We start from the raw sequence: 18,279 nt of genomic DNA on the forward strand, positions 1-18,279 counted from the left end.
GGCGCGAGTCCGACACGATCGGCGACGCGCCCTGGACGGGATGTGCGGGACGGCGCAGGGATGCGCCGGACAGCGAAGAACTCGCTGACGTCGACGCACGGCTGCGCATGCGCGACTCGCGGATGCGTTTGCGGATCGTTCAACGGAAGTGGCCTTAACGACAAGAAGGAGCGCAAGTGAAACAAAAGCGATTGGCCTCGGCCATCAAGAGAATCATCGGAGCCGAGCTGGTGTTGACAGCGGCGTTCATCCCGCTGGCACACGCACAAAGCCAACCTGATACGGCAGCCGCACCGACGGCTGCAAGCACGCCAGCGGCGAATCCCCCCGCCGTCAGCAAACTCGAAAAAGTGGAAGTCACCGGTTCGCTGATCCGTACCTCGGACAAGACCGGCAACATCGAAATCCAGACCGTCACGCCGAAGGAAATCCAGGCAAGCGGCTACACCACCGTCGCCGACTTCCTGCGCGGCACCGCCGCCAACTCGGCATCCAGCTGGTCCCAATCGACGATGAACAGCTCCGCGCCGGGCGGCGCCGGGATGGCATTGCGCGGTCTGTCGGAGAAGTACACGCTGGTGCTGGTCGACGGTCAGCGCGTCGCGAACTACGCGATGGCGGTGAACTTCACGGACACGTTCTTCGACGTCAACTCGATCCCGCTGAACGCCGTCGATCACATCGAAATCGTGAAGACCGGCGCGGTGTCGGAGTACGGCTCGGACGCCATTGCCGGTGTCGTCAACATCATCACGAAGAAGAACTTCCAGGGTCTGCAGATCGACAGCCAGCTGGGCAAGGCACAGCATCCGGGCGATGCGACCGGCTCGTTCAGCGTGCTCGGCGGTATCGGCGATCTGAACGCCGACCGCTACAACATCACGGCCGCGGCTAGCTGGTATCGCGACAGCGGTTCGTCGCTCGCCGACCGTCCGATGACGAGCCAGCAGGACTTCTCGAACTACGCGGGCGGCCTCGCCGGTCCGCTCGGTCCGAACCAGCAGTCGTACTGGGGTTTGCCGGACGGCTCGACCGCCGCGCTGAGCCCCTGCCCGCCGGGCAGCACGTCGACGACGGGCGCCGCCGCGTGTAAGTACAACCCGGCCGGCCAGACTTCGCTGATGCCGGAAACCACCCGCCTGAACGCCAAGTTGCACGGCACGTTCAAGATCAACGACGACACGCAGGCGTATGCGGACTTCATGCTGAGCCGCAACGAAACGGTTCAGTACGAAGGCCCGGCGGCGATTTCGTCGACGTCCAACTACTTCGATCCGGCCGCCGGTTCGGTCGTGCAGTTGCCGCGTACGGTGTCGGGCAGCAATCCGTACAACCCGTACGGCGTCGATACGCCGATCAACCTGACGTTCCCGAACAACGTCGTCGAAGCCGATACGGTCTCGACGTTCTGGCGCGCATCGACCGGCGTGAAGGGTTCGTTCACGACGTCGAAGCTCGGCGACTGGGATTGGGGCGTCGATTACGGCCATTCGCAAAGCACGGTCGATACGACCTTCAAGAACGCCATCAACGTCGCGGGCGTCGAGAACATTCTCGCCAACGGCGTGTATGACTTCTCGAATCCGGCCGCGACGCCGAACGGTCTGAACGGCGTGTTCCAGAACGACAACCAGCAGGCGATCTCGAAGCTCGACTCGGTCACCGCGAAGACATCGACGGGTAACCTGTTCAACATGCCGGCCGGTCCTGTCGGCCTGGGTTTCGGTACGGAATTCCGTCACGAGAGTTCGGAAATCAACCCGCGCACGTATGCGTCGGAAGGTCTGGTCGCTCCGGCCAACGTGCAGACCGTGGACGGCTCGCGCAATGTCGCCGCCGCGTTCTACCAGGTCGATATTCCGATCATCCACAACCTGACGTTCACGCAGGCCGGCCGCTACGACCACTACAGCGACTTCGGCGGTGCATTCTCGCCGAGCTTCGCACTGCGCTTCCAGCCGGTGCAGATGCTGACGACGTATGCGTCGTACAGCCGTGGTTTCCGCGCGCCGACGCTGGTTGAAAACGCGCAGTCGGTGTATCTGGGTCACCAGAACCTGACCGATCCGAACGATCCGAGCGGCGTGCCGACCAAGCACTTCACGACCGAACAGACCGCCGGCAATCCGAACCTGCAACCGGAGCACACGAAGAACTACAACATCGGCTTCGAACTGTCGCCGGACAACTCGACGGACTTCGGCGCGGCGTTCTACAAGATCCACATCGACGGCGTGATCGGCACGAGCGATCCGGTTGCCGCACTCGCGGCGAACGATCCTAGCGTCGTGGTGCGCAACCCCGACGGCACGATCCGCTACATCCAGCAGCAGTTCGTCAACCTCGGTTCGCTCGACACCGACGGCTTCGACATGAACTTCCGCAAGTCGGTCGGCACGAAATACGGCACGTTCACACTGACGGGCGACTGGGCCTACGTGTGGCACTTCAAGCTGAACAGCCCGGGATCGCCGACGCAGGACTTCGCGGGTAACAACCTCGCGCTGCTGCAGCCGTTCGGTGCATCGAACCCGCGCTGGAAGGGCAACACGAGCGTGACCTGGGACTATCGCAAGCTGACGACGACGCTGACGTGGCAATACACGGGTCCGTACACGAACGCGGTGGCGGCCGAGTCCGGCGACGGCGGCTCGGGCTCCGTTGCGTCGTATAGCCAGTTCAACCTGATGGCAACGTATCGCGGCTTCAAGCACTGGACCATCTACGGCGGCATCAACAACCTGTTCGACAAGCGTCCGCCGTTCGACGTGGAATGGCAGGCAACCCCGGACATCACCGGTTACGACCAGTCGCTGTACACCGACATGGGCCGTTTCTTCCAGGTGGGCGCGACCTATCGCTTCTGATGGCCGCATCGGGTTTTACCGCAGTACCGTAGGTCTCCTCTTGCCTCTTCGCCGTTGTTGAAGAGGATTGGCGGCGGTGCCTCGTGCACCGCCGGCTTTTTTGCTTTACGGATGCCACTTGAAATACGCAATCAAACCGATTCACGCCACCCGGACGGCGTTGGCCGCGTTCACTCTCGCCCTGCTCGCTCCCGCCCACGCAGTCACCATTCCCGCCGACGTCACGCTCGCAGCCACCCAGGAGCTCACGCGACAAACGCCCGTCGAAGCCGAATCGATCGATCCCGCGCATATCGAATCCTGGGCCGCCAATACGATCGGCCTCGACCTGTTCGAGGGCTTGACGCGAATCGCCGCCGACGGTGCGGTCGTGCCCGGTGTCGCGGAATCGTGGAGCCGCACCGCGCCCGATACGTGGGTTTTCAAGCTGCGCCATAACGCGCGCTGGAGTAATGGCGATCCCGTGACCGCCGCCGATTTCGTCTACTCGTGGCAACGCGTGGTCGATCCGAAAACCGGCTCGAAATATACGATCCTCGTCGAGTTCGTGAAGAACGCGAAGGCGATTCTGGCGGGCAAGGCCGCGCTGACGAGTCTCGGCGTGCGCGCAGTCGATCCGTACACCGTCGAAGTCAAAACGGAAGCGCCGACCTCGTTCTTCCCGCAACTGACCGCGATGTCCACGATGGCGCCGGTGCCGCGCGCGACAGTCGCGAAGTACGGCGACGAATGGACCCGCCCCGGCCACATGGTCAGCGACGGCGCGTATGCGCTCAGCGACTGGCAACCGGGCAACCGTCTGGTGATACTGAAGAACGACAGATACTGGGACGCAAGCAAGGTCGCGATCACGAAAGTCACCTATCTGCCGATCGAAAGCGACGAAACCGCGCTGCGCATGTATCAGGCCGGCCAGTTCGACTACACGTATTCGATTCCGTCCGGCATCTATAAACAGATCAGCAAGCAGTTCGGCGCCGAACTGAAAACCGGCGTGTTTATCGCGAGCTACTACTACTCGCTGAACAACGCCGATCCCGCATTCCGCGACAAGCGCGTGCGGCAGGCGCTGTCGATGGTGATCGACCGCACTCTGCTGACGTCGAAGCTCACCGCGAGCGGCGAGTTGCCGCTCTATGGACTGATCGCGAAAGGCACGCAAGGCGCCGCGCAATTCCAGCCCGACTGGGCCGCGTGGCCGATGGCCAAACGCGTCGAAGCGGCGCGCGACCTGCTGAAGCAGGCCGGTTACTCCGATGCGAAACCGTTGACGTTCACGCTGACGTACAACACCAACGACCTGCACAAGAAGGTCGCGCTGTTCACGACGTCGGAATGGCGGACCAAGCTCGGCGTCAATGTGAAGCTCGACAACGTCGAGAATCGCGTGCTGCTGAAAATGCGTCATGACGGCAAGGTGCAGGCGTCGCGCGATGGCTGGTTCGTCGATTACAACGACGCGATGTCGTTCTTCGATCTGATCCGCTGCAACAGCGTGCAGAACGATCAGCATTACTGCAATCCGAAAGTCGATGCACTGATCGATCAGGCCAACCAGCAGATGGACGAAGCGAAACGCTCGGCGATGCTGACGCAGGCGCACGACCTCGCGATGAGCGACTATCCGTTGATTCCGATGTTCCAGTACTCGGCGGTGCGGCTCGTGAAGTCGTATGTGGGCGGCTATTCGCCGAACAACTACGTCGATCAGCGCCAGTCGCAGGACATGTACATCATCAAGCACTAGACGCAAGGAGCCTTGCCATGCTGGCTTACACATTGCGCCGCGCGCTCTGGGCGATTCCGACGATTCTCGCCGTCATCACCGCGTGCTATCTGCTGTTGCATCTGACACCGGGCGGCCCGTTCGACTCGGAGAAACATCTGTCGGCGGCGGTACTCGCGAACCTGGACGCGAAGTACCACATCGATCAGCCGCTTTGGAAGCAGTACCTGCTGTATATCGGCGGCTTGTTGCATGGCGATCTCGGCGCGTCGTTCCGTTACACGGACTGGTCGGTCAGCGAACTCGTCTGGAAAGCGTTGCCGGTGAGTCTCGGCGTCGGCGGCATTTCAGTGCCGATCGCGCTGGTGATCGGCGTCGCGCTCGGCACGATCGCCGCGGTGCGCCGCAACAGCGCAATCGACTACGGCGTGATGCTGCTCGGCAATCTCGGCAGCGTGGTGCCGCCGTTCATTCTCGGTCCGGTGCTGGTGTGGGTGTTCGCGATTCTCATCAAGCGCGGCGAGCATGGTCTGTTGCCCGCAGGCGGTTGGGGCGACGGCGACTGGCACTACCGCGTGTTGCCGATCGTGCTGCTGGTAATCATCAACGTCTCGACGATCGCCCGCGTGATGCGCGGCAGCATGATCGAAGTGCTGTCCGGCAATTTCATTCGCACCGCACGCGCGAAAGGATTGCCTGGCCACACGATCGTGTTGCGTCACGCGCTGAAACCGGCGCTGATGCCTGTCGTGTCGTTGCTCGGCTCGCTGTGCATCTCGTCGATCACCGCGGCAGTCGTCACCGAATCCGTGTTCGCGTTGCCCGGTCTCGGCCAGCTGGTCGTCAACGGTGCCATCAATCGCGATTACACGCTCGTGCTGGGACTCGTCGCGCTGATCACGGCCGTCGCCGTGCTGTTCAATCTGCTGGTCGATCTTGCTTATGCATGGCTCGATCCGCGCATCCGGTACTGACATGATGAATCGTCTGTTCAACCTGGCCGCGCGTGCGTTCGTCGCGCCGCCCGCCGACGCGGCCTCCGCTGGCGGCGGCCTGTCCGGCGGCCGTATCGCGAAAGCATCACGCGGGCCGTTTGCCATTGCATGCGGGCGTTTTTTGCGCAATCGCGCCGCATTCGCGAGCCTCGCGATCCTGCTGCTGATCGTGCTCGCCTGCTTCGCCGGGCCGCTGTTTCTGCCCAACAACCCGATCGATAGCGACTGGGGATCGATCAGCATGCCGCCGTCATGGCTCGGCATGCATCTGTTCGGCACCGACGAACTCGGCCGCGATCTGCTCGCGCGCACGCTGGTCGGCGGCCGCGTGTCGCTCGAAGTCGGTTTGCTCGGCACGCTGGTGTCGGGGCTGATCGGCGTCGCGTGGGGCGCGACGGCCGGCTTTATGGGCGGTCGCGTGGACGCGGTGATGATGCGTATCGTCGACATGATGTACGCGATCCCGTACATGCTGATCGCCATCATGATGATGACGCTGTTCGGCCGCGCGTTCTATCTGGTCGTGCTGACCATCAGCGCGTTTTCATGGCTCGATATGGCGCGTGTGGTGCGCGGCCAGACACTGTCGCTGCGCTCGCGCGAATTCGTCGATGCGGCGCGCGCCACCGGCGTCAGCACGCGCGCCATCATCGTTCGGCATATCGTGCCGAACCTGATCGGCGTGGTGGTCGTATATGCGACGGTGACAGTGCCGTCGATCGTGCTGACGGAATCGGTGCTGTCGTTTCTCGGGCTAGGCGTGCAGGAACCGATGACGAGTTGGGGCGTGCTGATCGAAGACGGCGCGCAAAAGCTCGAATCGATGCCGTGGCTGCTGCTCTGCCCTGCCGTCATGCTGTGCGTGACGCTCTACTGCGTGAACTTCGTCGGCGACGGCCTGCGCGACGCGCTCGACCCCAAGGATCACTGACATGGCGCTACTCGAAGTAAAGGATCTGAGCGTGCGTTTTATGCGCCGCGAAGGACCACCCGTCGATGCGGTGCAACGCGTGTCGTTTTCGCTCGACGCGGGCAGCACGCTGGGTATCGTCGGCGAGTCGGGCTCCGGCAAGAGTCAGACCGTGATGGCGCTGCTCGGCCTGCTGTCGTCGAACGGCCGTGCATCGGGCACCGCGACATATCGCGGCGACGACCTGCTGGCGATGAACAACACGGCGTTGAACCGGATTCGCGGCAACCGGATCGGCATGGTGTTTCAAGACCCGATGACGGCGCTCAATCCGTTCCTCACGATCGAACGGCAGATGACGGAGTCGTTGCAGTTGCATCGAAAACTATCGCGCCGCGAAGCGCGCCGTCGTGCGATCGACGTGCTCGACACCGTGCGGATTCCTGACGCCGCACGGCGCGTCGGCATGTATCCGCATGAATTTTCCGGCGGCATGCGGCAACGCGTGATGATCGCAATGGCGTTGTTGTCCGAGCCGGAAATCCTGATCGCGGACGAACCCACCACCGCGCTCGACGTCACCGTGCAGGCGCAGATCATCGAATTGCTGCGCGAACTGAATCGCGAGCGCGGCACTGCCATCGTTCTGATCACGCACGATATGGGCGTGGTGGCCGGTTTGTGCGACACCGTCATGGTGATGTACGCGGGACGCACGGTCGAACAGGCGGATGCACGCTCGCTGTTCGCCGCGCCGACGCATCCGTACACGGTCGGCTTGCTGAATGCATTGCCGCGCATCACGGACGACGACGACCGTCCGTTGCACACCATTCCTGGCAATCCGCCGTTGCCGGGCCAACTCGGCGCGGGTTGCGCATTTGCGGCGCGCTGTTCGTATGCCGACGACGTGTGCCGCAACACGGCGCCTTCGCTGGACCCGCGCCGCGATCTGCCGGGCGCGTTGCGCGCGTGCCACCGTCCGGCCGACGCGATTCTGGAGGCCGTACGATGAGCCTGAATCCTGCTCGCGACAGTGCCGCGCCGTTGCTGTCGGTCGGTGAATTGAAGGTGCATTTCAGCGTGCCGTCCGGCAAATTGCCGTGGTCCGGAAAAACCTCCTTGCGCGCCGTCGATGGTGTGTCGTTCGACGTGCGACGCGGTGAAACCGTCGGGCTGGTCGGCGAATCCGGATGTGGTAAGTCCACGCTGGCACGCGCGATCGTCGGGCTCGCGCCTGCAACCGGCGGCAGCGTCAAACTGCATGGTATCGAAACCGTGCACGGTTCGAAGCGCGATCTCGGCGTATTGCGACGCGACGTGCAGATGATCTTCCAGGACCCGCTCGCGTCGCTCGATCCGCGCATGACGATCGAACAGATCGTCGCGGAGCCGCTGGTCACGCATCGCCCCGACGTTGCACGTGCGGACGTCCGCGCACGCGTGTTGACGATGCTCGAACGCGTCGGCTTGAATGCACAGCATCTGCGGCGCTATCCGCACGAGTTTTCCGGTGGGCAATGTCAGCGTGTGGGCATTGCGCGCGCGTTGATCAGCGAGCCGCAACTGGTGATCTGCGACGAACCGGTGTCGGCGCTCGACGTATCGATTCAGGCGCAAATCGTCAATCTGCTGCGCGATCTGCAACGGGAACTGTCGCTTTCGTTACTGTTCGTCGCCCACGACCTTGCCGTCGTCAAAGCGATCAGCCATCGCGTGATGGTGATGTACATGGGACGCGTGATGGAGTTCGGCGACAAGCGCGACCTGTATGCGTCGCCCGCGCATCCTTATACGCGTGCGTTGCTATCCGCCGTACCGGTTCCCGATCCGACCATCGAACGTGCGCGACGGCATCTGCTGCTGCAAGGCGAGATTCCGTCACCGCTGCGACCGCCGTCCGGTTGCGCATTTCGCACCCGTTGCCCCGCCGCTATCGACGCGTGCGGCGACGCGCAACCGCAAGCACTCGCCTATGGCGACGAAACGCGACGGGTTGCGTGCATCCGCGTCCCGGTGCTCGAAGCATAGTGCCTGTTTCAACGTAGTTTCAGCAACGCGGCCGCATCGATCGACGATCCGGCCGCGTTGTCATGTGCCAAAGCGGCCTTCGACGAGTCGAACGTCTGTCACCGCCGTGAATAAAGTTTCACGCAGCGATCGCGCTTCTTAAGAAAACGCACAGTCAACGCGTCACATAATGTTCCGCATCTCCTGATGAGAGGCAGAACCATGACACGTCCCATGAGTATCGAAGTGATCAACGAATACGGCACGCCGACCGTGCGCCTCGCCGTCGATCAACATGCCGTCCTGCTCGAAGCCGACGACGTAGACGGCGTGATTCAATGTCTTAGCGCGATTCGCGCGTCGATGCAGCCGGAAGTACCGAAGCACCCATCGCGCTTGCAGCAATACGTGATCGAGATGGACCCGTGCTGGCACACCGAAAAGAATCCGCTGCTCGACGGTGCGGTTCTTTTCTTTCGACATACCGGCCTCGGTTGGGCCGGTTTCTCGTTGCCGCAACATAGTCTCGTGCAATTGAGCGACGCGCTGTCCGCGCATCTTCAGAAACAGGGCGAACTGGCTGGGTTGCCTAATTAAGCCTGGATCGCGCAACGCTGTATTGTGCCGCTGCGTGCAAGACCACCTTGCAAAACCCGCGCTTCTCAAAGCCCTGCAAACTCTTATACTTGGCGCTCCGCCTCAGGGCGGGATTTCTCTCCGGTAAGTCCAAGTTTAAGCGCGGCCTCTGTCCGCGCTTTTTTTTGCACGACGCGAACGTGCAATGCATAGCGCGCTAACGCGCATCCGTAAGCGTCACTTTACAAACCAGTCACGAACATAAAAAAGACTTAATCAACGCGGTTGCCCGATGTTATCCCGCTTCGCCGATGATCTGCGTACCTTCCCTTCAGAGCGACAGAACATGAATCAGCTACAAGCGATGCGGGTCTTTACACGCGTGGTCGATCTGTCCAGTTTTGCGCTTGCCGCGCGACAGCTCGGCATGTCCGCGACCGCGGTGACGCGCAGCGTCGGCATGCTTGAAACGCATCTGAACATGCGACTGCTGAACCGCACGACACGCAGTCTGTCGTTGACCGACGTGGGCCGCGAATACCTCGACGGATGCCGCGCAATCATCACGAAGCTGGACGAACTCGAATCGAATCTCGCCGAAACCACGCGCGATCCGTGCGGCACCTTGCGTATCGCGACACCGTCGATCTTCGCGACATCGAGCCTTAGCGCGCTGCTGACCACCTACCGTGCGATGCATCCGCGCGTGGCATTCGACGTGACGACTTTCGATACGTCGATCGATATGATCGAAGGCGGCTTCGACGTATGTTTCTCAGTCGATCCGCGACTCGCCAGTTCGACGCTGGTGTGTCGGACGCTGACGACCATTCGGGAAGTCATCGTCGCGACGCCGACCTATCTGGCGCATCACGGCGCGCCGGCCGAGCCCGCCGATCTAAGCCGTCACGGCTTGCTGAGCGTCACCGACGGCGCGTCGCGGATCTGGGAATTCTCGGACGGCCGTGGCACGTATCGCGTGAACACGGGGAGTCCGTTGACGTCGTCGAGCAATGCGATGGTGCGCACGGCAACGCTGAGTCATATGGGTATTGCACTGCTGCCGCTACCGCTGGTCGCCGACGATCTCGCGCACGGCAGTCTGGTTCCGGTGCTCGAACGCTTCGTGGTCAACGGCGGTCCGCTCGAACTGTCACTGCTCTATTCCGGCCGGAATTATCTGTCCGCGCGCGTGCGCAGTTTCGTCGACTTTATCGTTCAGCAATATCGCTCGACAGAGCGTCCGGTCAAACTGCGTGCCGTCGCTTGACGCCAGTCGATCATGGCAAAGATCCTTACCATCGAAGACGATGAACTGATCAGCGGCGATATCGTCCGCACGCTGAAAACACGCGGATTTGCGGTGGATGTCGCGCGCACCGGCCGTGACGGCATGGCGAAAGTGATGACGGGCGACTACGATCTCGTCACGCTCGATCGCATGCTGCCCGACCTCGACGGCTTGACGATCGTGACGACGATGCGCGGTGTCGGGATGGAAACGCCGGTACTCGTGATGAGCGCGATGACCGAAGTGGATCAGCGCATCCAGGGCTTGCGCGCCGGTGGCGACGACTATCTGACCAAGCCATTTTCGCCCGACGAAATGATCGTGCGAATCGAAGTCCTGTTACGACGCAGGCAACGCGGCGGCACCGCCGAAACGATGCTGCGCAACGGCGCGCTCGAACTCGATCTCGTGAAGCGCAAGGTCATGTATCGCGAGCGACGCCTCGAATTGCAACCCACCGAATTTCGCGTGCTTGAATTCATGATGCGTCACGCGGGGCAAGTGTTGACGCGCACGATGATCTTCGAAGCCGTTTGGGGTTGCCGCTTCGATCCGGGCACGAACCTGATCGACGTGCATGTCGGACGTCTGCGCAAGAAGGTGGATCAACCGGGCGAGCGTCCGTTGATCCGCACGATACGCGGGTCCGGTTATCTGTTCGGCTAAAGACGGCGCGCTTTTCTACCAAAGCGCGCCGCCGCTTTCTTTATACGATCAGAAACGGTGACGCATACCCACGCCCACCACCGCCTGACGATCGCTCGACGACGCCGTCAGCGAATAGATCGACGCATTGCCGAGTACCGCCGTGCCGTTCGCGCCGCTCACATGTTGATAGACGCCTTCCAGATAGAGGTCGGTGCGACGTGACAATGCGTAGTCCGCTTGCAGCATCACCTGATTCCACTTCGGTGAAATGCTGCTGTTCGCGCTGCTGAAATGGCCGTCGGTAAACGTGTAGGAGCCGCCTACCGACAGCGCTGGCGTCAGCGCATAACGGGCATTGACTTCGTAGTTGCTGAACGCAAGCAACTGGCCGTCGAGCGCCGAGTACGAGCCGCCTTGCGTCAACTGACGCGGATCGTTGAGGATCGTGCGGGTGAATACCAGCCCGACGGTCGCCGCGCCGAACGTATAACGACCCGCTGCGCCGAAAATGCGTTGACGTCCGCCCATCATCACCGCGTCGCCATCGCCGCTGCTGAGCGAGCCGCCGGTGTTGGCTGGATCGCCGACGCCGCCAGGTTGATTCGATTGCAGATACGCGACGGCAAGGTTGACCGGGCCGCCCGCCCACGATGCGCCAAGACTAAACGCATTGTTATTGCTAAAGCCGCCTGCTGCGTTGCTAAAGCCGTATGCGCCACCGAACGTCAGGCCGTCATAAGTCGCGCTCTTGAACTTGACCGCATTGTTCATGCGGAAGTCGTTGTTCAGATTGTCATTGTCGAAAGGATGATCCGCGATATTGCCGCCGAAGCCCGAGCCCGTTGCCGACAGCGGCGCAACGAAATCGACCACGAAGTCGTATTGACGGCCAACCGTCAGCGTGCCCCAGCGATGGCTTGCAAGACCGACCCATGCCTGACGGCCGAACTCGTCGCCACCGTTCGATAGTTTGCCGGTGTCGAGATTAAAACCGTTCTCAAGATCGAAGACCGCGCTCATTCCGCCGCCGAGATCTTCGTTGCCACGCAGGCCCCAGCGATCGGTGCTGAGGTTACCGCTTTGCGCGATCCAGTTGGTGTGGCCGTTCGTACCCGACTTCTGGTTGCTGACGTAGTCGAGGCCTGCGTCCAGCGTTCCGTAAAGCGTGATGCTGCTTTGTGCGTGGGCGGCAGTCGCGAGCGTAGCGGACATCGCGACAAGCGTGCTTGCCAGTACTTTTTTCATGGTCGTTCCGTGTTGGGAGTCGTCCCGTTGTGGTGACGGGTGACTGGAATTTATTCGCACGGAATGACAGGTGCGTTATCGAAACGCGGTGTTTTGTGAAAGCTCGTTTATGCAGATGACACCGGAATTTTAGTTTTTTCTTAACGGCATCTATTGCTTGCGTGATCGCGCAAACTCTAAAAATCCTTTCATACAGCGATAGCGATTTCGCTAATGCCCGAAGCCTATCCTTTATCTCAACCGTTCGGCGCAATGCATTCGGTGAGTGCCCAAGCGCTACGGATCTTTCACCCTGCTAAAAGGAACCATCGACATGAAATCGCTTACCATCGCACTGGCTTTTATCGGACTGACCGCAACAGCATCGGCATTCGCACAAACCCCGGCCGCACCGGCCACTCAGGTCGCGTCCATCTCCACGCCGTCGGTCGCGACAGCCGGTCAATGGACGCCGCCTTACGGTCAAGCGACCCAGGAGAAGACGCGCGCGCAGGTCTATCATGAACTGGTTCACGCAGAGAAAGACGGCCAACTCGCCTATCTGAACTCGACGCTTTACGCGCACTAAGCGCGCGTACCGCTGTCGATCCCGGCATCGAAATACCGAATCGTCGGCCACAAAAAAAGAGCGCGTTATCCGCAACGGATAACGCGCTCTTTTTGCATCGCTAACGCTTAAGACCGGATGGTCGAGGCCAGCTCCCGTTCAACACGGAATGCCCGGCCCCGTGACGACTGCTGCGCTAGAAGCTGTGCCGCACACCCACGCGTCCGACAATCTGCTTACCCGTCGTAGACGGATCGAACCCGGCAATCTGCGCGACCGCGCCGCCACTTGCCTTCTGCAACGCTGCGAGCACATACACTGCCGTGCGTTTCGAGAGTTCATACTCGGCACTCAGATTCAGCTGCTGGTACTTGGGCTCCTGTCCCGTCGCATGATCGCGTCCATCGGTGTACGTGTAGCCGGCCGCAAGATTCAACTGGCTGGTTGCGGCATACGTACCCGCGATTTCGTAGTTCTGGAACTTCACATCCTGACTCAAATCGCCCTGCTGGAAGTTCACGTTGGTGAAGTTGCCCATCACCTTGAACTTGCCGAGCGTGTACGACGCGCCTGCCGCAAAAATGCCCTGACTGCGTGCGTTGGCGAGGTAGTTTCCATAGACCGCGTTGGTGTAACCGCTGCCGCTCTGATAGCTCTGGAGCGCGCTCTCCGGATCGTTCACGCGCAAGTAGCCCGCACCTGCGGAGAACGCGCCGTTGGTGTAGCCCAGTGCCGCGCTATAGGCGGAATCATTCGAGAATTGACCGGCCTGGCCACCGAACGAATACAGTGCTTCGCCCGTAAAGCCGCCAATCGTCGGACTGGTGTATTTCACCGCATTGCTGATCGCAAAGCCGTTGTCGAGGTTGTCCATGTCGTTCGGATGCGAGAAATACCATCCGCCATACGCGTCGTTCAGCGAGAACGGTTCGATCAGGTCCACCAGCGGATCCCACTGACGCCCCAACGTCAACGTACCCGCCGTCTTGCTCGACAAACCGACGTACGCGTTTCGCGAGAATGCAAGGCCGCTGCCTTCGCTGCCGTTTGCGCTATTGAATCCGCTTTCCAGATCGAAGACCGCATCCAGTCCGCCGCCGAGATCTTCCTTGCCGCGAACGCCCCAACGACTGCCAGCGGACACGCCGCTCGCCATCTGATACAGATGATGTCCGTCGACGTTATTGCCGAAGTCGATCCCGGTATCGATCAAACCGTACAAGGTCACGCTGCTTTGCGCATGCGCGGCGCCCGACATCGCAAGCGCGCCGATGCTCAGCATCGCCGTCACCAGTACCCTGATTTTCATTTTCGATTTCATCGATCATCCCTCTAGTAGTTAGTCATGCCCGGCATTGCGAGCTGATCTGTTGAACAAGTGGATGCGAATATATCGATGACAGAATGCGTCGAGTCTGAAACTGAGTCTTGCGGATTGAGTGTTGGTGATGCGTCCATGCCGTATTGACAGCGCCCTTATGAATGGACCCGACGCATGTCGCTAACCGGCATGCATACGCGCACGCTACGCAATAACGACACTTAGTTGATAACCATAGCGACTGATGGTATCGATCTGCACATGCGGCAGCGAATGCGTCAGCTTGCGTCTTAAGCGCGACACGGCAAGATTGATGCTGGCCGGATCGACTTCATCGCTCTCAGGCCACGCATAGCGGATCAATTGATCGCGCGGCACCGGTGCATTCATCTGGCGCATCAGACATTCGATCAGCAGATATTCGCGTCGCGTAACGCTTAAACGGCATTCGGCGCTAACCAGTTCGCGCGTCAACGGATCGAGCGACAACGCTACGCCGTGCGCGCTTTCGCCATGGATGCGCGCGGCAAGCGTGCGTTGTAACGCCTGCATTCGTTCATGCATTTCGCGGAACGAATACGGCTGGCAAAAACAGGCGTCGGCGCCCGCTCTTAGCATGCGGGTGCGATCGTTTGCATTGGCTATTCCGAGTACGACGAGAACGGCCGCAGTGCTCGATGTGCCTGCTGCCGCGCACAGTGCGGGAAGCGAGCTGTGCACGTCGGCATAAGAAGCGGAATCCGGCGATAGCACGATAACGGCGTCGAATGGTTCCTGACGCGCCAGAAAGATGCCGTCGCGCAGCGTGTCGGCACGCTGCAGGCTATGCGCACTTTCCTGCAATGCTCTAAACAGCCACACGGCTTCCGGATGAGCCGCGGCAACAAACAGGATGCGCATTCAGTGTCCCATCGAAACAGATTCGGGTTAGTGCAACGTGCGCGGCCAGCATTCGATCGTCACGCGCGCGCCGCACTGACCGGTGGCGGGTTCGCGACTGTCGCTGCCACCGCCGCCAATCCGCACACTGAAATCATGCACATGCATCACCGCCGACACGATGCTAAGACCGAGTCCCGATCCCGCGACATGGCGCGTTCGGTCGCTCCGGTAGAAACGCTGCATCACCGCTTCACGTTCTGCGGCGGCAATGCCCGGACCGTTATCGACGATCTCCACTTGCGGTCCGCGTCGCGTTCGCGTCAATTCGAGCCGGACTGCGCCGCCTTGCGGCGTGAACTTGATCGCGTTGTCGGCGATATTGCTGATCGCCTCGAACAATAGTGCGCGATCGGCGTGAATGGGCGGCACCGGCGGCGTGATCATTTCGAAGCGGATTTTCCGGCTTTCCGCGAGCGGTTCGTATAGCTCGCCGATGTCTTCCAGCAACGCATCGAGCCGGATCTCGGCAAAGCCGCCACGGCGATGCAGCGCGCCAATTTCGGAGATGCGCAGCATCGCGCGAAAGCGGTCGAGCAGCGCATCGGTTTCATTGCGCACACGTTCGACCAGTCCGCTCAATGCGTCGTCGTCGAGCGGCGCGATGCATTCGTCGATATGCGCGAGCAATGTGCAGATATGCGCGAGCGGCGTGCGCAGATCGTGCGCGATGCCGTCACATGCACCTTTCACTTCGCTCATCAGCCGCTCGACTTCGGCGAGCATGTGATTGACCAGATGCGCGAGCATGTCCACTTCGTCGCGACCGCCGACGGGCAAGCGCTGCGCAAGATCGCCCTGCGCAATCAGCAAGGTCACGCGGCGAATGCCGTTCAGACGACGCATCTGACGCATGCTCAGTGCGATCCCGGTCGCGACGCCGACCGCAAGACACAGCAGGCCGCCGACGATCACCGTTTCGATGATGGTTTGGCGAATATGCAGGATATGCGTCAACTCGCGCGCGACGACCAGCGTAGCGCCGTCGGGCCGCCGCACCGCCATCGCCCGAACGACCGGCGCGGGCTCGTTGCCCGGCACGTACAGCGCAAGATCGAGCGTCTCGCCGACGCGATCGGTTTTCAGTTGCGACGGCAGTTGCAGCACGTCGCCCGCGACGCGTTTTCCGGTCGGTGAAAACAGTCCGTAGTAGTTGGTGTGCATCCGCTCGTGCTCGATGCGTCGCACGATGGTCGAGGCGAGATCGGTATCGGCGACGGAATCGAAATACGTCAGTTGCCATCGCATCACGGCGTCGGTTTGACGGGCAAGATCGCCGGTCACGGCCCAACCGGTCGCGGCCAGCATGGCCATCATCGACAGCGCGAAAATCACCGCGTAGATCGACAACCAGCGGAATGTCGTCGAATGCCAGCGACGTCCGAGCGTCGCGCGGCCGGGAAACAGGAGTTCGCTCAAGGTCGTTTCAAAGTCGTGTCAAGGTCGTGGTCAAAACGAAAGCGGCGCGAGTTGCATCGTCGGAAAACAGCTTACGCGCGCGTCGTTAAAAGTCGCCCGGACCCTGGATGAACTTTGATTTAAGGTTTGCTGTGCGATGCATGCGCTACACGCATGCATGCGTGTAGCGCATGCATCGCCGGATGAAACTAATTTCACCGGCCGGAAGCGGATCCGGACAGGTCGCACGCGTACCGTGCATTCATGCCGCAGCACATCGTTGCGGCTCAACACGCGCACGGGAGTGACGATGAAATTCTCGCAAAAGAAGGCGATTCTGCTCGCCGCTTTCACACTGATCAGTACGTCTGCATGTGCAGCGCCGCATCTGAGTCCGCAGCAATGCAACGACTATCCGTTCAAGCCGCTGCACGGCGAAGTCACGCACCGGCAGTTGATGCGTGAACTCGGCGAACTGGAATCGGTGGGCTATCAACCCAGCGACACCGACAACGAGTATCCGCAGGACATCGAGACCGCACAGAAGAAACTCGGCGCCGAATACCGGCGCGACTGCCTGCCCGCGCAGCATGCGAGCGACGCAGGCGCGCAGAACACGAGCGTGAAGATCGGTCCAGCCGGCTGATCGTCGCAGCGGGGCGCGGATGGGCGGCCGGAAATGGTCTGAACAATCACGAACCGGACGCCCACCGATCCATGCGTTGGGCGCATGCATGTCGATTCCGCATGGCTGCACATGAGATTCCGTCATGGCATCCATGCAGAGATTTCGGTTGTGACGTGATTTTGGTAAACCTAGAGTGCTTCGACTGCATCGGTTCGGCACGCAACGTCGAACCGACCCACGCTCGACCATACCAACGTTTTCAGACAGAGGATCGACCATGACCACCGCCCTTCACGCTTTGTCCCGGCGCGCGCAGCGCTCGATCTCCGCCGCCGCGACGGTGGCCGTCAGCGCCGTCGTGCTCACGGCCTTCGCGCCCGCCGCGCACGCCGACGCGCTCGATACGATCGCGCAAACCGGCGTGGTGCGCATCGGCGTGTTCGAGGACTATCCGCCGTTCGGCTCGATCGGCCCGGACATGAAGCCGCAAGGCTACGACATCGATGTCGCGAACCTGATCGGCCGGGCGCTGCATGCGAAGGTCGAACTCGTTCAGGTGACGGGCGACAACCGGATGGCCTATCTGGCCGACCATAAGGCCGACATGCTGCTGTCGGTCGGACAGACGCCGGAACGCGAGAAAGTGATCGATTTTTCGCAACCGTATGCGCCGTATTTCCTCGCCGTATTCGGCCCGAAAAAGCTTGCCGTCAAGAATGCCGGCGACCTCGCCGACAAGAGCATTTCGGTCGCGCGCGGCACGCTGGAAGACCTGAGCGTCACCAAGATCGCGCCGCCGAGCGCCACCATCAAGCGCTTCGACGATCCGAACGGCGCGATTTCCGCGTTTCTGGCCGGTCAGGTGCAACTGATGGTGGTCGGCAACGACGTCGGCGCAACGATTCTGGCGCGTCATCCGGCGATCGAACCCGAACAGAAGTTCGCGCTGTTCAGCTCGCCGGATCACGTCGGCGTGAACAAGAACGAGCCGCGTCTGCTGAAGAAGGTGGACGACACGATCGCGCAGGCACGCAAGGACGGCACGATGAACGAAATCTCGAAGAAATGGCTGCGCGCGCCGTTGCCGAAAGACCTCTGAGATCGCGATTACGTCGCACTATCTGAATCGCTGCGCACGCCAAGCGCGCGCGGCGCGAATAACGCTTAGCATAAGCAGC

16 protein-coding genes are annotated in these 18,279 nt (G+C 61.2%); 12 read left to right on the plus strand and 4 right to left on the minus strand.

All coding sequences use genetic code 11. The features are described 5' to 3' along the window. Positions 1-176: 176 nt before the first annotated feature. From PW947_RS18620 to PW947_RS18660, 9 genes are all read left to right on the plus strand, one after another. Positions 177-2,867, plus strand: coding sequence for a TonB-dependent receptor (locus PW947_RS18620; protein WP_299633831.1), 2,691 nt, complete (start codon positions 177-179; stop codon positions 2,865-2,867). 130 nt (positions 2,868-2,997) lie between these two features. Beyond that, positions 2,998-4,614, plus strand: coding sequence for a peptide ABC transporter substrate-binding protein (locus PW947_RS18625; protein ID WP_299633868.1), 1,617 nt, complete (start codon positions 2,998-3,000; stop codon positions 4,612-4,614). A 17-nt stretch (positions 4,615-4,631) separates the two neighbouring features. Further along, positions 4,632-5,567 (plus strand): ABC transporter permease subunit, encoded by a 936-nt coding sequence (locus PW947_RS18630; RefSeq protein ID WP_299633832.1) that lies wholly within the window; start codon positions 4,632-4,634, stop codon positions 5,565-5,567. Position 5,568: 1 nt separating this feature from the next. Next, a complete protein-coding gene (locus PW947_RS18635; protein ID WP_299633833.1) occupies positions 5,569-6,519 on the plus strand; it encodes an ABC transporter permease subunit in 951 nt (316 codons plus the stop codon). A gap of 1 nt (position 6,520) precedes the next feature. Further along, on the plus strand, positions 6,521-7,513 hold the full coding sequence (locus PW947_RS18640) for an oligopeptide/dipeptide ABC transporter ATP-binding protein (protein WP_299633834.1): 993 nt from the start codon (positions 6,521-6,523) through the stop codon (positions 7,511-7,513). Beyond that, positions 7,510-8,529, plus strand: coding sequence for an oligopeptide/dipeptide ABC transporter ATP-binding protein (locus tag PW947_RS18645; protein ID WP_299633835.1), 1,020 nt, complete (start codon positions 7,510-7,512; stop codon positions 8,527-8,529). The genes PW947_RS18640 and PW947_RS18645 overlap by 4 nt, the downstream gene beginning before the upstream one ends. Positions 8,530-8,730: 201 nt before the next feature. Continuing rightward, positions 8,731-9,105, plus strand: a complete 375-nt coding sequence (locus tag PW947_RS18650) for a hypothetical protein (protein ID WP_299633836.1) — start codon at positions 8,731-8,733, stop codon at positions 9,103-9,105. 325 nt (positions 9,106-9,430) lie between these two features. Continuing rightward, positions 9,431-10,354, plus strand: coding sequence for a LysR family transcriptional regulator (locus tag PW947_RS18655; RefSeq protein ID WP_299633837.1), 924 nt, complete (start codon positions 9,431-9,433; stop codon positions 10,352-10,354). 12 nt (positions 10,355-10,366) lie between these two features. Further along, entirely contained in the window at positions 10,367-11,041 is a 675-nt protein-coding gene (locus tag PW947_RS18660; RefSeq protein ID WP_299633838.1) for a response regulator transcription factor, read from the plus strand. A gap of 48 nt (positions 11,042-11,089) precedes the next feature. Here PW947_RS18660 and PW947_RS18665 read toward each other — a convergent pair whose 3' ends face one another. Beyond that, positions 11,090-12,268, minus strand: a complete 1,179-nt coding sequence (locus PW947_RS18665) for a porin (protein ID WP_299633839.1) — start codon at positions 12,266-12,268, stop codon at positions 11,090-11,092. Positions 12,269-12,581: 313 nt separating this feature from the next. Here PW947_RS18665 and PW947_RS18670 point away from each other — a divergent pair, with 313 nt between their 5' ends. Beyond that, a complete protein-coding gene (locus PW947_RS18670) occupies positions 12,582-12,836 on the plus strand; it encodes a DUF4148 domain-containing protein (RefSeq protein ID WP_299633840.1) in 255 nt (84 codons plus the stop codon). A 175-nt stretch (positions 12,837-13,011) separates the two neighbouring features. On the opposite strand, the gene PW947_RS18675 is transcribed toward PW947_RS18670, so the two are convergent. From PW947_RS18675 to PW947_RS18685, 3 genes are all read right to left on the minus strand, one after another. Beyond that, a complete protein-coding gene (locus PW947_RS18675) occupies positions 13,012-14,097 on the minus strand; it encodes a porin (protein WP_299633869.1) in 1,086 nt (361 codons plus the stop codon). 243 nt (positions 14,098-14,340) lie between these two features. Then, positions 14,341-15,036 (minus strand): response regulator transcription factor, encoded by a 696-nt coding sequence (locus PW947_RS18680; protein WP_299633841.1) that lies wholly within the window; start codon positions 15,034-15,036, stop codon positions 14,341-14,343. Positions 15,037-15,063: 27 nt separating this feature from the next. Next, complete coding sequence (locus tag PW947_RS18685) at positions 15,064-16,494, minus strand: HAMP domain-containing sensor histidine kinase (protein WP_299633842.1); 1,431 nt, start codon at positions 16,492-16,494, stop codon at positions 15,064-15,066. Between the two features lie 289 nt (positions 16,495-16,783). On the opposite strand from PW947_RS18685, the gene PW947_RS18690 reads away from it, so the two are divergent. Together PW947_RS18690 and PW947_RS18695 are read left to right on the plus strand one after the other, a co-directional pair. Next, positions 16,784-17,119, plus strand: a complete 336-nt coding sequence (locus PW947_RS18690) for a DUF4148 domain-containing protein (RefSeq protein ID WP_299633843.1) — start codon at positions 16,784-16,786, stop codon at positions 17,117-17,119. 259 nt (positions 17,120-17,378) lie between these two features. Further along, positions 17,379-18,200 (plus strand): transporter substrate-binding domain-containing protein, encoded by an 822-nt coding sequence (locus PW947_RS18695; RefSeq protein WP_299633844.1) that lies wholly within the window; start codon positions 17,379-17,381, stop codon positions 18,198-18,200. Positions 18,201-18,279: the final 79 nt, after the last annotated feature.

It is taken from the genome of Paraburkholderia sp. (genome assembly GCF_028283785.1).
GTDB lineage: Bacteria > Pseudomonadota > Gammaproteobacteria > Burkholderiales > Burkholderiaceae > Paraburkholderia.